Source organism: Pseudomonas sp. LB3P93 (assembly GCF_054898025.1).
On sequence record NZ_CM142713.1, the window covers coordinates 1797447 to 1812658 of the forward strand.

General features: G+C 61.2%; 17 protein-coding genes. All 17 read left to right on the top strand.

Annotation, left to right across the window (positions count from 1 at the left end):
* The first annotated feature begins 4 nt into the window (after nt 1–4).
* Nucleotides 5–1384 carry a sigma-54-dependent transcriptional regulator gene (locus tag ACYZT8_RS07930; RefSeq protein ID WP_461980248.1) on the top strand — a complete coding sequence of 460 codons (1380 nt, stop codon included), beginning with the start codon at nt 5–7 and terminating at the stop codon, nt 1382–1384.
* A gap of 254 nt (nt 1385–1638) precedes the next feature.
* Nucleotides 1639–1968: a flagellar hook-basal body complex protein FliE gene (fliE, locus tag ACYZT8_RS07935; protein WP_010456962.1), complete on the top strand. Its 330-nt coding sequence runs from the start codon at nt 1639–1641 to the stop codon at nt 1966–1968.
* Between the two features lie 14 nt (nt 1969–1982).
* On the top strand, nt 1983–3770 hold the full coding sequence (gene fliF / locus ACYZT8_RS07940) for a flagellar basal-body MS-ring/collar protein FliF (protein WP_461957795.1): 1788 nt from the start codon (nt 1983–1985) through the stop codon (nt 3768–3770).
* Nucleotides 3763–4782: a flagellar motor switch protein FliG gene (gene fliG / locus ACYZT8_RS07945; protein WP_007894195.1), complete on the top strand. Its 1020-nt coding sequence runs from the start codon at nt 3763–3765 to the stop codon at nt 4780–4782. Before fliF ends, fliG begins: the two co-directional genes overlap by 8 nt.
* Nucleotides 4783–4789: 7 nt before the next feature.
* A complete protein-coding gene (fliH, locus tag ACYZT8_RS07950; protein ID WP_461980249.1) occupies nt 4790–5599 on the top strand; it encodes a flagellar assembly protein FliH in 810 nt (269 codons plus the stop codon).
* A complete protein-coding gene (gene fliI / locus ACYZT8_RS07955; protein ID WP_461980250.1) occupies nt 5589–6947 on the top strand; it encodes a flagellar protein export ATPase FliI in 1359 nt (452 codons plus the stop codon). Before fliH ends, fliI begins: the two co-directional genes overlap by 11 nt.
* 6 nt (nt 6948–6953) lie before the next feature.
* Nucleotides 6954–7403 carry a flagellar export protein FliJ gene (gene fliJ, locus ACYZT8_RS07960; RefSeq protein WP_461980251.1) on the top strand — a complete coding sequence of 150 codons (450 nt, stop codon included), beginning with the start codon at nt 6954–6956 and terminating at the stop codon, nt 7401–7403.
* 215 nt (nt 7404–7618) lie between these two features.
* On the top strand, nt 7619–7924 hold the full coding sequence (locus ACYZT8_RS07965) for an STAS domain-containing protein (RefSeq protein ID WP_461980252.1): 306 nt from the start codon (nt 7619–7621) through the stop codon (nt 7922–7924).
* A 5-nt stretch (nt 7925–7929) separates the two neighbouring features.
* Nucleotides 7930–9633: an ATP-binding SpoIIE family protein phosphatase gene (locus ACYZT8_RS07970; RefSeq protein ID WP_461982396.1), complete on the top strand. Its 1704-nt coding sequence runs from the start codon at nt 7930–7932 to the stop codon at nt 9631–9633.
* Nucleotides 9634–9663: 30 nt separating this feature from the next.
* Nucleotides 9664–10011, top strand: a complete 348-nt coding sequence (locus ACYZT8_RS07975; protein WP_461980253.1) for an Hpt domain-containing protein — start codon at nt 9664–9666, stop codon at nt 10009–10011.
* A gap of 105 nt (nt 10012–10116) precedes the next feature.
* Entirely contained in the window at nt 10117–11508 is a 1392-nt protein-coding gene (locus tag ACYZT8_RS07980; protein WP_461980254.1) for a flagellar hook-length control protein FliK, read from the top strand.
* Nucleotides 11509–11734: 226 nt separating this feature from the next.
* Nucleotides 11735–12232 carry a flagellar basal body-associated protein FliL gene (gene fliL / locus ACYZT8_RS07985; RefSeq protein ID WP_131061612.1) on the top strand — a complete coding sequence of 166 codons (498 nt, stop codon included), beginning with the start codon at nt 11735–11737 and terminating at the stop codon, nt 12230–12232.
* 9 nt (nt 12233–12241) lie between these two features.
* Nucleotides 12242–13210, top strand: coding sequence for a flagellar motor switch protein FliM (fliM, locus tag ACYZT8_RS07990; protein ID WP_438662292.1), 969 nt, complete (start codon nt 12242–12244; stop codon nt 13208–13210).
* A gap of 66 nt (nt 13211–13276) precedes the next feature.
* Nucleotides 13277–13735, top strand: a complete 459-nt coding sequence (gene fliN, locus ACYZT8_RS07995) for a flagellar motor switch protein FliN (protein WP_403099462.1) — start codon at nt 13277–13279, stop codon at nt 13733–13735.
* Nucleotides 13736–14185, top strand: coding sequence for a flagellar biosynthetic protein FliO (gene fliO, locus ACYZT8_RS08000; protein ID WP_461980255.1), 450 nt, complete (start codon nt 13736–13738; stop codon nt 14183–14185).
* The gene (gene fliP / locus ACYZT8_RS08005; RefSeq protein WP_027922366.1) at nt 14185–14943 is read left to right on the top strand and encodes a flagellar type III secretion system pore protein FliP; all 759 of its coding nucleotides are present in this window, start codon (nt 14185–14187) and stop codon (nt 14941–14943) included. Before fliO ends, fliP begins: the two co-directional genes overlap by 1 nt.
* Nucleotides 14940–15209, top strand: coding sequence for a flagellar biosynthesis protein FliQ (fliQ, locus tag ACYZT8_RS08010; protein WP_007948918.1), 270 nt, complete (start codon nt 14940–14942; stop codon nt 15207–15209). The genes fliP and fliQ overlap by 4 nt, the downstream gene beginning before the upstream one ends.
* Nucleotides 15210–15212: the final 3 nt, after the last annotated feature.

Genomic DNA, 15212 nt, shown 5'->3' on the forward strand with positions numbered 1-15212 from the left:
GGACATGGCAATCAAGGTTCTGCTGGTCGAGGACGACCGCGCGCTACGCGAAGCACTGGCCGATACGCTGCTGCTCGCGGGGCACGACTACACGGCGGTCGGTTCGGCGGAAGAGGCGCTTGCGACGGTCGGCAATGAGGCGTTCAGCCTGGTAATCAGCGACGTCAACATGCCGGGCATGGACGGCCATCAACTGCTCGCTTTGCTGCGAGCGCGCCAGCCGCAATTGCCGGTGTTGCTGATGACCGCTCACGGCGCTGTAGAGCGGGCCGTCGATGCGATGCGTCAAGGCGCGGCAGATTACCTGGTCAAGCCGTTCGAGCCTAAAGCTTTGCTTGACCTGGTGGCGCGGCATGCATTGGGCGCGCTCGGTGCGACCGATAGCGAAGGTCCGATCGCCTTCGAGCCGGCCAGTGTGCAATTGCTGGAACTGGCCGCGCGGGTCGCACGCAGCGATTCGACAGTGTTGATCTCCGGCGAGTCCGGCACCGGTAAAGAAGTTTTGGCGCGCTACATCCATCAGCATTCCCATCGCGCCAGTCAGCCGTTCATTGCGATCAACTGCGCGGCGATCCCCGACAACATGCTCGAAGCCACCTTGTTCGGTCACGAAAAAGGTTCGTTCACCGGTGCCATCGCGGCGCAGGCCGGCAAGTTCGAGCAGGCCGATGGCGGGACGATCCTGCTCGACGAAATTTCTGAAATGCCCCTTGGGCTCCAGGCCAAGTTGCTGCGTGTGTTGCAGGAGCGCGAAGTCGAACGTGTCGGCGCACGCAAGCCGATCACCCTGGACATTCGGGTCGTGGCGACCACCAACCGTGATCTGTCCGGTGAAGTGGCGGCGGGGCGGTTTCGTGAAGATCTTTTCTATCGGTTGTCGGTGTTTCCGCTGGCCTGGCGTCCGCTGCGCGAGCGCACCGCCGACATCCTGCCGCTGGCTGAGCGTCTGCTGGCCAAACACGTCAATAAAATGAAGCATGCCGCGGCGAAACTGTCGCCCGAGGCGCAGGCGTGCCTGATCGGTTATCCATGGCCGGGCAACGTGCGTGAGCTGGACAACGCGATCCAGCGCGCCTTGATTCTGCAGCAGGGTGGTTTGATCCAGCCTCAGGATTTTTGCCTGTCCGGGCCGGTGGCCTGTGCGCCGTTGCCGGCCTTGGCGCCGGTACGGGTCGTGGAGGCCGAGGCTGAATCGGCCGGGGCGTTGGGCGATGACCTGCGCCGCCGTGAATTCCAGATGATCATCGACACCTTGCGCACCGAACGCGGCCGTCGCAAAGAAGCCGCCGAGCGACTGGGCATCAGCCCGCGCACCTTGCGCTACAAGCTGGCGCAGATGCGCGACGCCGGAATGGACGTGGAAGCTTACTTGTTCGCCACTTGAAAACTGATGGACGCAAAGTCCCTGTGGGAGCGAGCCTGCTCGCGATGAGGGCGAGACAGATACATAAATGTCGGCTGACATGACCTCATCGCGAGCAGGCTCGCTCCTACAGGGGGCTGCGGCAATTTTCGGTCAGGATGAAGCCAGGACGGCTTTTGTTCAGAGTGGCCACGGAGCTGGCACCCTTGTTGCTAACACCTCACTACCCGCCGAGTGAGTGTCAAAAAATTGCGGGTCGCCAACGAGAGTAGACGATGAGCCAAGGTATTGAATTTAATCGGTTGATGCTCGACATGCGTTCCATGCAAATGGATGCCATGTCTGCGCCTAAATCGACTGCCGCAGTCCCTGAACTGGGTGGCAGCAGCTTTTCCGACATGCTCGGTCAGGCCGTCAATAAAGTGAACGACACCCAGCAGGCGTCCAGTCAGTTGGCCAGTGCCTTCGAGATCGGCAAAAGTGGCGTCGACCTGACGGATGTCATGATTTCCTCGCAGAAGGCCAGCGTGTCTTTCCAGGCGTTGACCCAAGTGCGCAACAAGCTGGTTCAGGCATACCAAGACATCATGCAGATGCCGGTTTAAGGACGAATTGAGTCATGGCAGAAGCAGTCGCCGATAACGTTCCGGCCAAGGCCACTCCGATAGACGGCAAACCGCCGCTGTTCGGGTTGTCCTTCCTGGAAAACCTCTCCGAGATGACCATGTTGCGTCAGGTAGGCCTGTTGGTCGGCCTGGCTGCGAGCGTGGCGATTGGTTTTGCCGTGGTGCTGTGGTCTCAGCAACCGGACTACCGGCCTCTGTACGGCAGCCTTGCCGGTATGGACGCCAAACAGGTCATGGAGACCCTTGCCGCCGCCGACATTCCCTACAACGTCGAACCCAACTCCGGTGCCTTGCTGGTCAAGGCCGATGACCTGTCCCGTGCGCGGCTCAAGCTCGCGGGCGCTGGTGTCACTCCTAGCGACGGCAACATCGGTTTTGAAATCCTCGACAAGGACCAGGGCCTGGGGACCAGCCAGTTCATGGAAGCGACCCGTTATCGTCGCGGCCTCGAAGGCGAACTGGCTCGCACCATTTCCAGCCTGAACAACGTTAAGGGTGCCCGTGTGCACCTGGCGATTCCGAAAAGCTCGGTGTTTGTGCGTGACGAACGCAAGCCAAGCGCTTCGGTCCTGGTTGAACTGTATTCCGGTCGTTCGCTGGAGCCGGGTCAGGTGGTGGCGATCATCAACCTGGTCGCGACCAGCGTTCCCGAACTCAGCAAATCCCAGATCACCGTGGTCGACCAGAAGGGCAACCTGCTGTCGGATCAGGCGGAAAATTCCGAACTGACCATGGCCGGCAAGCAGTTCGATTACAGCCGTCGCATGGAAACCATGCTGACCCAGCGCGTGCACAACATCCTGCAACCGGTGCTGGGCAACGACCGCTATAAAGCCGAAGTGTCGGCAGATGTAGACTTCAGTGCCGTCGAGTCGACCTCCGAGCAGTTCAACCCGGATCAACCGGCGTTGCGCAGCGAGCAGTCGGTCAACGAACAACGCACCGCCAGCAATGGCCCGCAAGGTGTGCCGGGTGCCTTGAGCAACCAGCCGCCATCGCCAGCCTCCGCGCCGCAAACCACCGGTGGCAGCACCGCAGCGGCCGGCATGGTTCAGCCAGGCCAGCCGTTGATCGATGCCAACGGTCAGCAAATCATGGACCCGGCCACCGGTCAGCCGATGCTGGCGCCGTACCCGGCAGACAAGCGTCAACAATCCACCAAGAACTTCGAACTCGACCGTTCCATCAGCCACACCAAGCAACAGCAGGGCCGTTTGAATCGCCTGTCGGTGTCGGTGGTGGTGGACGATCAGGTCAAGCTCAACGCGGCCAACGGCGAAACCACTCGTGCGCCGTGGAGCGCCGATGAATTGGCGCGCTTCACTCGCCTGGTGCAGGACGCCGTCGGTTTCGACGCCAGCCGTGGTGACAGCGTCAGCGTGATCAACATGCCGTTCTCCGCTGAGCGCGGTGAAGTGATTGCCGATATTCCGTTCTACTCCCAGCCGTGGTTCTGGGACATCGTCAAGCAAGTGCTGGGTGTGTTGTTCATCCTGGTGCTGGTGTTCGGTGTGCTGCGTCCGGTGCTCAACAACATCACCGGTGGCGGCAAAGGCAAGCAGCTGGCCGGCATCGGCAGCGACGTGGAACTCGGTGGCATGGGCGGCCTGGACGGCGAACTGGCCAACGACCGCGTCAGCCTCGGTGGTCCGCAAAGCATCCTGCTGCCGAGCCCGAGCGAAGGCTATGACGCACAGTTGAATGCAATCAAGAGTCTGGTGGCAGAAGATCCGGGTCGCGTGGCCCAGGTCGTGAAAGAGTGGATTAACGCAGATGAGTGATAACCGAGCCGTTGCCGCCAAACTGACCAAGGTCGACAAAGCCGCGATTCTGCTGCTGTCCCTGGGTTCGACCGATGCTGCCCAAGTGTTGCGCCACATGGGGCCTAAAGAGGTCCAGCGCGTCGGCGTGGCCATGGCGCAGATGGGCAACGTCCATCGCGAGCAGGTCGAGCAGGTCATGAGCGAGTTCGTCGACATCGTCGGCGACCAGACCAGCCTGGGCGTCGGCTCCGATGACTACGTGCGCAAAATGCTTACCCAGGCACTGGGCGAAGACAAGGCCAACGGCCTGATCGATCGCATCCTGCTGGGCGGCAACACCAGTGGCCTCGACAGCCTGAAGTGGATGGAACCGCGCGCCGTCGCCGACGTGATTCGTTACGAGCACCCGCAGATCCAGGCGATCGTCGTGGCGTACCTCGATCCGGATCAGGCCGGCGAAGTGCTCGGCAACTTCGACCACAAGGTGCGACTGGACATCATTCTGCGGGTTTCCTCGCTGAATACCGTGCAGCCAGCGGCCCTGAAAGAACTCAACCAGATTCTCGAGAAGCAGTTCTCCGGCAACTCGAATGCCTCGCGCACCACCTTGGGTGGCATCAAGCGTGCGGCCGACATCATGAACTTCCTCGACAGCTCGATCGAAGGCCAGTTGATGGACTCGATTCGCGAAGTCGACGAAGACCTGTCCGGTCAGATCGAAGACCTCATGTTCGTGTTCAACAACCTGTCCGATGTCGACGACCGCGGGATTCAGGCGTTGCTGCGCGAAGTGTCTTCCGACGTATTGGTGCTGGCCCTCAAGGGTTCGGACGAAGGCGTCAAGGAAAAGATCTTCAAGAACATGTCCAAACGAGCGGCCGAACTGTTGCGCGACGACCTCGAGGCCAAAGGCCCGGTGCGTGTCAGCGACGTGGAAACCGCGCAGAAAGAAATCCTCACCATTGCCCGCCGTATGGCCGAAGCCGGAGAAATCGTTCTCGGCGGGAAGGGCGGCGAAGAGATGATCTAAGGTCACTATGTCGTCCAAACATGATGAGTCCCAGACCGACCTGATCCGAGGCAAGGCCGTCGCCGGTTTCGACGTCTGGGCGTTGCCCAGTTTCGATCCTTTCGTGCCGGAACCCGAGCCGGAACCGGAGCCCGAACCGCCGGAAATGGAAGAAGTGCCGCTGGATGAAGTCCAGCCACTGACGCTCGAAGAACTCGAAGCGATTCGCCAGGAAGCCTACAACGAAGGCTTCGCCGTGGGCGAGAAAGAGGGGTTTCACAGCACCACGCTCAAGGTTCGTCAGGAAGCCGAAGCGGCGCTGGCGCCGAAGATCGCCGGCCTTGAACAGCTGATGGCCAACCTGTTCGAGCCCATCGCCGAGCAGGACACTCAGATTGAAAAGTCCCTGGTCGACCTCGTGCAGCACATCACCAAACAGGTGATCCAGCGCGAACTGGCCATCGACTCGACGCAAATCGAACACGTCATGCGCGAAGCCCTCAAGCTGTTGCCGTTGGGCGTGGGCAATGTGCGGCTGTACATCAATCCGCAGGATTTCGAACAGGTCAAAGCCCTGCGCGAGCGCCATGAAGAAACCTGGCGCATCGTCGAGGACGAGTCCCTGCTGCCCGGCGGTTGCCGGGTCGAGACCGAACACAGCCGCATCGACGCCACCGTTGAAACCCGCGTCGCCCAGGTCATGGCCAAGCTGTTCGATCAGTTGCATGACCAGGCTTTGCACCCGGCCGCGCCGGATCTGAGCCTGGAACTGCCGGTCGACGAAAAGCCTGCGGTCGCTGCGGTCGAGCCGACACTGGACGACCCCGATGCGCCTTGATCGCACCAGCTTCGCCAAGCGCCTCGGCAGCTACGCCGAGGCCACGGAGCTTGCCGGCGCGCCGATCCTGGAAGGCCGTCTGCTGCGCATGGTCGGCCTGACCCTCGAAGCCGAAGGTTTGCGCGCCGCCATGGGCAGCCGCTGCATGGTCATCAACGACGACAGTTATCACCCGGTGCAGGTCGAAGCCGAAGTCATGGGCTTCTCCGGCAGCAAGGTATTCCTGATGCCGGTCGGCAGCGTCGCCGGTATTGCGCCCGGTGCCCGCGTGGTTCCTATGGCGGATACCGGCCGCTTGCCGATGGGCATGAGCATGCTTGGGCGGGTGCTTGACGGCGCCGGTCGTGCGCTGGACGGCAAGGGCGGCATGAAAGCCGAAGACTGGGTGCCCATGGACGGCCCTACCATCAACCCGCTCAAGCGCGAGCCGATCAGCGAGCCGTTGGACGTGGGTATTCGCACCATCAACGGTTTGTTGACGGTGGGTCGCGGTCAGCGTCTCGGCCTGTTCGCCGGTACCGGCGTCGGTAAATCCGTGCTGCTGGGCATGATGACCCGCTTCACCGAGGCCGACATTATCGTCGTCGGGCTGATCGGTGAGCGGGGTCGTGAGGTTAAAGAATTCATCGAGCACATCCTCGGTGAAGAAGGGCTCAAGCGTTCGGTGGTCGTTGCTTCGCCTGCGGACGATGCGCCGCTGATGCGTCTGCGTGCCGCCATGTATTGCACGCGCATTGCCGAGTATTTCCGTGACAAGGGCAAGAACGTGCTGTTGCTCATGGATTCGCTGACCCGTTTCGCCCAGGCCCAGCGGGAAATCGCCCTGGCCATCGGCGAACCGCCAGCGACCAAGGGTTATCCGCCGTCGGTGTTCGCCAAGTTGCCGAAACTGGTGGAGCGGGCCGGTAACGCGGAGAAGGGCGGCGGTTCGATCACGGCGTTCTACACCGTATTGTCCGAAGGCGATGACCAGCAGGACCCGATTGCCGACTCGGCCCGAGGCGTGCTCGACGGGCACATCGTGCTGTCCCGGCGCCTGGCGGAAGAAGGTCATTATCCGGCCATCGATATCGAAGCCTCCATCAGCCGGGTCATGCCGTCGGTGGTCAGCCCCGAGCACATGGCGCGCGCGCAGATGTTCAAGCAGTACTGGTCGCGCTATCAGCAGAGTCGCGACCTGATCAGCGTCGGCGCCTATGTGCCGGGCGGTGACCGAGAAACCGACATCGCGATTTCCCTGCAGCCGGCCATGACCACCTATCTGCGTCAGGGCTTGAACGACAACATCGGCATGGGCGCCAGCGAAAACCATCTCGCCTCGATCTTCGCCCCGGCAGCGGGCGGCTAACCGGCCATGGCCCTGAGCCGCGCGGCACGCCTGGCACCCGTAGTGGAAATGGCCGAAAAAGCCGAAAAAACCGCGGTCATGCGCCTCGGGCACTTCCAGGGCCAGGTTCGTGTGGCGGAAAGCAAGCTCGCCGACCTCGAAAACTTCCGCCTCGAATACCAGGAACAATGGATCGTGCGCGGCAGCACCGGCGTATCCGGCCAGTGGTTGCTCGGCTATCAGGGCTTTCTTGCCCAACTGGGCACCGCCATCGATCAGCAGCGCCAAAGCCTGAACTGGCACCAGAACAACCTGAACAAGGCGCGCGATTCCTGGCAGCAGGCGTTTGCCCGGGTCGAAGGTTTGCGCAAACTCGTACAACGCTACATGAGCGAGGCGCGGCAGCTGGAAGACAAACGCGAGCAGAAACTGCTGGATGAGTTGTCCCAGCGGTTGCCGCGGCATGATCCGTACTGAGTCAGTCGGACTGCGTTATCGTTCTTCGCGGGCAAGCCACGCTCCCACAGGTCTTGCGTCGTTCACATAATCCCGAACAATGCAAAACCTGTGGGAGCGTGGCTTGCCCGCGAAGGCGGTCTGACAGACGCCACAACTTCCAGCCTTGCTCCCATCTCCGCCAAGTGCTAAACCTTGTACACGCACGTTCACCCATGACAAGGAAGCCGCTAAAAATGTCAGTCGTTACAGAAATCTCCCAGGATGGGCAAAAGCTGACGATTTCGATCAAGGGAAGATTCGATTTCGGCAAGCATCAGGAGTTTCGTGAGTCTTACGAAAACCTCGCTAAAAAACCCGAATCCTACGAAGTAAACCTCAAAGAGGCCACCTACCTCGACAGTTCCGCGCTCGGCATGCTCTTGCTATTGCGTGATCACGCCGGCGGCGAAAATGCCGAAATCACGTTGACCAACGCTAACGCCGATGTGCGCAAGATTCTCGCCATCTCCAACTTCGAACAAATCTTCGACGTTGCATGACCGCCATGCAGCCGCTTGAACCGCTGACGATCCTCATCGCCGAAGACAGCGCGGCCGACCGCATGCTGTTGTCGAGCATCGTTCGGCGCCAGGGCCACCAGGTTCTCACGGCCGCTAACGGTGCCGAAGCGGTCGAGGCGTTTCGCGAGCAACGGCCGCACCTGGTGCTGATGGACGCCATGATGCCGGTGATGGACGGTTTCGAGGCGGCACGCCAGATCAAGGCGCTGGCCGGGGAAACCCTGGTACCGATCATCTTCCTGACCTCGTTGACCGAAAGCGAAGCCCTGGCTCGGTGTCTGGAGGCTGGTGGCGACGATTTTCTGGCAAAGCCCTACAACCAGGTGATCCTCGCCGCCAAGATCAAGGCAATGGACCGCTTGCGCCGGTTGCAGGCCACGGTGTTGCAGCAGCGTGACCTGATCGCCAAACATCACGACTACTTGCTCAACGAACAACGGGTGGCCAAGGCCGTGTTCGACAAGGTGGCGCATTCAGGCTGCCTCAGTGCGCCGAACATCCGCTACCTGCAATCCCCTTATGCGCTGTTCAATGGCGATCTGCTGCTCGCGGCGTTCACCCCGGCCGGGGACATGCACGTGCTGCTGGGCGATTTCACTGGTCATGGTTTGCCGGCGGCCGTGGGCGCCATGCCTCTGGCTGAAGTCTTCTACGGCATGACCGCCAAGGGCTACGGCCTGGCCGAAACACTGCGCGAAATGAACGCTAAGCTCAAACGCATCCTGCCGGTGGACATGTTCTGCTGCGCCACTTTGCTGTGTCTGAGCTTTCAGCGACGCTCGGTGGAAGTCTGGAACGGCGGGATGCCGGACGGTTACTTGCACAACATCGCCAGCGGTGAGCGCACGCCGCTTCCGGCGCGGCACTTGCCGCTGGGCGTGCTGAGCCCGCAAACCTTCAATGACCGCACCGAAGTGTTTCCGATGGCTGTCGGCGATCGGGTGTTCCTGCTGTCCGACGGGGTCATCGATACCTGCGATGCCAACGAACAGCTGTTTGGTGTGGAGCGGTTGCAGCGAGTGTTTGCGGCTAATCGCCAGCCAGATGCGCTGTTCGAAGAGATCGAGCAGGCGCTGCGGGATTTTCGTGGCGAGGCGCGCGATGACGTGAGCATGGTCGAGGTCAGTCTGCTGGAGGCCGCGCAGCTGACCCCGCCGGCGCCGGTGTATTCCGACAGCGGCCAATCCTGTCCGCTGGACTGGTCGGTGAGTTTCGAGTTTCGCGCCGCGACCCTCAAACGTTTCAATCCACTGCCGTATCTTTTGCAATTGCTGCTTGAGGTCCACGGCCTGCGGGCTCAGAGTGGCGCGCTCTACAGTGTGTTGGCAGAGCTTTACTCCAATGCCCTGGAGCACGGCGTGCTGGGTCTGGATTCGAGCCTCAAGCGCGATGCTTCGGGGTTCGCACGCTATTATCAAGCGCGCAATGAGCGGCTGGAGGCGTTGCACGACGGCTATGTGCGGGTGCATTTGCAGGTCGTGCCGACGGGCAAGGGCGGGAGCCTGATTGTGCGGGTCGAAGACAGCGGCAAGGGCTTTGATGTGGCGCGGGTGATGGAGCGTCCTGTCGATGGCGGCCGTCTGTCGGGGCGCGGCGTCAGTCTGATCCGCCAATTGAGTCGCAGCGCGAGCTGGTCCGACGATGGTCGAAGTGCATGCGTGGAGTTTTTCTGGGAGGCTCTGGCATAATTCACCCATTCTTGATCAAGGAGTGAGCAAGTGGCTGACACACATCTGGACCGCGACGTGCTGAGCGCGTTGCAGGAAGTCATGGAGGATGAGTATCCGACGTTGCTGGATACCTTCATCGCCGACTCCGAAGAACGCTTGCGCGTCTTGCGCCAAGCCGAAGATGCCGCGCAACTCATGAATGCAGCCCATAGTTTCAAGGGCAGCAGCAGCAATATGGGCGCCATTCGCCTGGCTGAGCTGTGCAATGAGCTTGAGCAGCGCGCCAGACAAAAAACCCTCACGGGCATTGAAAAACTGGTCGGCGAAATCGACGGCGAATTCGCCATTGTCCGACCGCTGTATGAGGCGGAGCGACAGCGCTCTCTGGCCGAATAACGCGACCGTCCGGCGCTTTTGGTATCTGTCGAGCTAACCTGGCTCGACCTTTGCAGTCATCTCGCTCAACTGTACCTACGATCCCAGTGCAGCGGAGACCGTTTTATGCCTGTTACCCCCAATTCGCTTCTTCAGGCCGCCCCGACGGCCAAGACTCAAGTCGCCCCCGCCAATACCCCGGCGCCGGCCGCTGAGCCAGGGGACAAGGCGCCCAGCTTCGCTGATGTTTACGCCAATCAAGCCCAGAACAAGCCTTCTGTGGTCGCTGATAAATCGACCAAGCCTGCGACCGAAAGTGCTGCGCAAGGCTCCGGCAAACCGGATGTCAGCAGTGATAAGCCTGCCGCCGCAGAACCTGAGGTTGCCGATAGCGGCAATTCCTTGCCCGCCGATAAACCGGCGCCGACCGACGACGCCGTCGCCAGCGACGACCAGCCCGAGACCACCGAAACGCTGTTGACCGATACGGCGCCCGTTGATCCGAGCCTCGATCCGGCCCTCGACCCGGCCCTTGATCCTGCGTTGATGCAGGCAGTGCAACCGCTGGTGACCGTGCCGATCGCGCAAACTGCTGCGCCGGTTGCCACGAGTGCAGCGCCACAGGTTGAAGCGCCGGTTGCCGCCGCCGCGGTCGTTGCCGCGACCGCGCAGGCAGCGCCCGTCACCGATAGCGATTTCGACCCCGAAGCTGATCCGCTCGACGCGCTGCCCGCCGTGCGCATGGCCATGGAGCAGAGCGGCCATGTATCCGCCAGCAGCCAGGCCCAGCCAAAAGCCACGCCAGCCCAAACCCAGGCTGACGGTGAACTGACGACGGCGCAAAACTTTGCCGCCAGCATGGCGAGCATGCTCGATGTGCAAGCCGACAAGGACAGCACCAGCCAGGGCGGCGAAAAGGCTTTCAGCGGTCTGATCGATAGCGGCCTCAAGGATTTGACCTCCACCAGCAGCGATACCCGTGTCGATGACTTCGCCAACCGTCTGGCGGCACTGACCCAGGCGGCCACCCCGAAAACCGCCAATGCCTTGCCGGTGAACCAGCCGATCGCCATGCATCAGAGTGGCTGGACCGAGGAAGTGGTCAATCGCGTCATGTACCTCTCCAGCGTCAACCTCAAGGCAGCCGACATCCAGTTGCAACCGGCTGAACTGGGGCGTCTCGATATCCGGGTGAACATGGTTCCGGATCAGCAGACCCAGGTCACCTTCATAAGCGCTCACCCAAGCGTTCGCGAAGCGCTGGACAGCCAGATGCATCGTCTGCGTGACATGTTCACGCAGCAGGGCATGGGTCAGGTTGACGTCAACGTGTCCGACCAGTCTCGTGGCTGGCAAGGTCAGGGGCAGGATCAGGCTCAACAGGGGCAGGGCGGTCGCACCAGCGCCAATGGTGGTCGCCTCGATGGCGTGGATGAAGAGATCGAGCCAGGCGTGGCTGAGGTGGCGGCAACCGCTACCAGTGTGATCGGCTCCAGCGCCGTCGACTACTACGCCTGATCCAACACAACATCTTCCCTGTAGGAGCGAGCCTGCTCGCGATAGCGGTGTAACAGTCAACGCAGATGTTGAATGTTACGCCCTCATCGCGAGCAGGCTCGCTCCTACAGTGGTTTGTGGTGCTCCGTCGCTCCCCGACTAAACCCCCTCCCGACACTTCTGGCATAACACTTGCTCTTGCCTTGCCGTGCGACTGTGAAAACCCGAATAGTGACGGATTATTGGCATGGCGAAGAGCGACGCAGTAGTAAAAGACCCCGCAACCAAAGGCAAGATCAAGCTGATCATTGTGATCGTGGTGGCCCTGCTGCTGGCGATCGGCATGTCCGTGGGGGCGACCTGGTTCTTCATGCACAGCGCCCAGAGCAAGCCTGCCGCCGCTGAAACCGCGGTGGTCGGCAAGCAACCAGCGATTTTCGAGCCTATGGCCCCGGCCTTCGTGGCCAACTACAACGTGAACGGGCGCCAGCGCTACATGCAGGTGAGCATCACCATGCTAGGGCGCAATCAGGCGGATCTGGAAGCGCTCAAAGTGCACATGCCGGTGATCCGCAATAACCTGGTCATGCTGTTCTCCGGCCAGGATTTCGCCACGCTGGCGACCCCGGTCGGCCAGGAGATGTTGCGTCAGAAGGCCACGGCCGGCGTCCAGGAAGTGGCGCAGAAAGAACTCGGCAAAGTGGTTATCGAACAGCTGCTTTTTACTAATTTCGTACTGCAGTAGGAACACGACATGGCCGTGCAGGACCTGCTGTCCCAGGATGAGATCGATGCGCTGTTGCATGGCGTCGACGATGGTCTGGTACAGACCGATAACGTTGCTGAGCCCGGCAGCGTCAAAAGCTATGACCTGACCAGCCAGGATCGCATCGTCCGCGGACGCATGCCGACGCTGGAAATGATCAACGAGCGTTTCGCCCGCTACACCCGCATCAGCATGTTCAACATGCTGCGCCGTTCGGCGGACGTTGCCGTCGGTGGTGTGCAGGTGATGAAGTTCGGCGAATATGTGCACTCGCTGTACGTACCGACCAGTCTCAATCTGGTCAAGATCAAGCCGTTGCGCGGCACCGCGCTGTTCATCCTCGACGCCAAACTGGTGTTCAAGCTGGTGGACAACTTCTTCGGCGGCGACGGCCGTCACGCCAAGATCGAAGGGCGTGAATTCACCCCCACCGAACTGCGCGTCGTGCGCATGGTGCTGGAGCAGGCCTTCGTCGATTTGAAGGAAGCCTGGCAGGCGATCATGGAAGTGAACTTCGAGTACATCAACTCGGAAGTGAACCCGGCCATGGCCAACATCGTCGGCCCGAGCGAGGCGGTGGTGGTCTCGACTTTCCACATCGAACTCGATGGCGGTGGCGGCGACCTGCACGTGACCATGCCGTACTCGATGATCGAGCCGGTGCGCGAAATGCTCGACGCCGGCTTCCAGTCGGATCTGGACGATCAGGACGAGCGTTGGGTCAACGCCCTGCGCCAGGACGTGCTGGACGTCGACGTGCCGATCGGTGCCACGGTTGCCCGTCGCCAGTTGCGCTTGCGCGACATCCTGCACATGCAGCCGGGGGATGTGATCCCGGTCGAGATGCCGGAAGAAATGATCATGCGCGCCAACGGCGTGCCGGCCTTCAAGGTCAAGATGGGCTCGCACAAAGGCAACCTCGCGTTGCAGGTGATCGAGCCGATCGAGCGCCGCTGACCGGCGCTCCACCCCCCCTTTTAATTTGCTGCTCTTGATTGAGCAGTTGCCCGCCGAGGACAAATGATGAACGACGATATGAACGCCCAGGACGACCAGGCACTGGCTGACGAATGGGCCGCCGCCCTGGAAGAAACCGGTGACGCCGGCCAGGACGACATCGACGCCTTGCTGGCTGCCGACGCCGCCGGCTCGCCGTCCAACCGTCTGCCGATGGAAGAGTTCGGCAGCGTGCCGAAGAACCACGACCCGGTCACTCTGGACGGTCCGAACCTCGATGTGATCCTCGACATTCCCGTGTCGATTTCCATGGAAGTGGGCAGCACCGACATCAATATCCGTAACCTGCTGCAACTCAACCAGGGTTCGGTGATCGAGCTGGATCGCCTGGCCGGTGAGCCGCTGGACGTGCTGGTCAACGGCACCCTGATCGCCCACGGCGAAGTGGTCGTGGTCAACGAGAAGTTCGGCATTCGCCTGACCGACGTGATCAGCCCAAGCGAACGTATCAAGAAGCTGCGCTAAGTGAAAAAGGTTCTGGGGCTTCTGCTTGCGTTGCCGTTAAGTGTTCTGGCAGCCGAACCTGTGGCCACGGCTGCAACGGTCGCTGCTGCGCCGGCGGTCGGCAGCGGTGTGGCCGGGCAATTGACGCAGTTGGTGTTCGGCTTGCTGCTGGTGCTGGGGTTGATCTTCTTCCTCGCCTGGTTGTTGCGCCGGGTCCAGCAGGCCGGGCCGGCTGGCAAAGGGCAGGTGATCGAGCTGATCGGTTCCCGCGCTCTGGGCCCGCGTGACCGGCTGATGCTGGTGCAAGTCGGCAACGAGCAGATCCTGCTCGGCCTGAGCCCTGGCACCATCACCGCGTTGCATGTGCTTAAAGAGCCGATTGAAGCGCCAACCACCACCGAGAAAGCGACTCCGGAGTTTGCCCAGCATCTGTTGAAGATACTCGGCAAGGATCAGAAGGATAAGAAGTAATGGGTGCGTTACGCATCGTCTTGACGCTGGCCCTGATGCTGGCCGCGCCGCTGGCGTTCGCCGCCGATCCGTTGTCGATCCCGGCGATCACCCTGGGTACCAACGCCAATGGCGCCCAGGAATACTCGGTCAGCCTGCAAATCCTGCTGATCATGACCGCGCTGAGTTTCATTCCGGCGTTCGTCATGCTGATGACCAGTTTCACCCGGATCATCATTGTCTTCTCGATCCTGCGTCAGGCTCTTGGCCTGCAGCAGACGCCGTCGAACCAGATCCTCACTGGCATGGCGCTGTTCCTGACGCTGTTCATCATGGCGCCAGTGTTTGATCGGGTGAATCAGGACGCCTTGCAACCGTATCTGGCGGAGAAACTCACCGCTCAGGATGCCGTGGCCAAGGCCCAGGTGCCGATCAAGGACTTCATGCTGGCGCAGACGCGCAGCAGCGATCTTGAACTGTTTATGCGCCTGTCCAAACGTACCGACATTGCCTCGCCGGATCAGGCGCCGCTGACCATTCTGGTGCCGGCCTTCGTGACATCGGAGCTGAAAACCGCATTCCAGATCGGCTTCATGATCTTCATTCCGTTCCTGATCATCGACCTGGTCGTGGCCAGTGTGCTGATGGCCATGGGTATGATGATGCTCTCGCCGCTGATCATTTCCCTGCCGTTCAAGATCATGCTGTTCGTGCTGGTGGATGGCTGGGCGTTGATCATCGGCACCCTGGCGAGCAGCTTCGGCGGTGTGTCGCCATGACGCCGGAAGTGGCGGTAGACATCTTCCGCGAAGCGCTGTGGCTGACCACCATGATGGTCGCCGTGCTGGTGATTCCGAGTCTGCTGGTGGGCCTGCTGGTGGCGATGTTCCAGGCCGCCACGCAGATCAACGAACAGACCCTGAGCTTCCTGCCGCGCTTGCTGGTCATGCTGGTGACGCTGATCGTCGCCGGCCCGTGGCTGGTGCAGACGTTCATGGAATACATCCTGCAGCTGTACGGCAGTATTCCTCAGGTCATCGGCTAAACC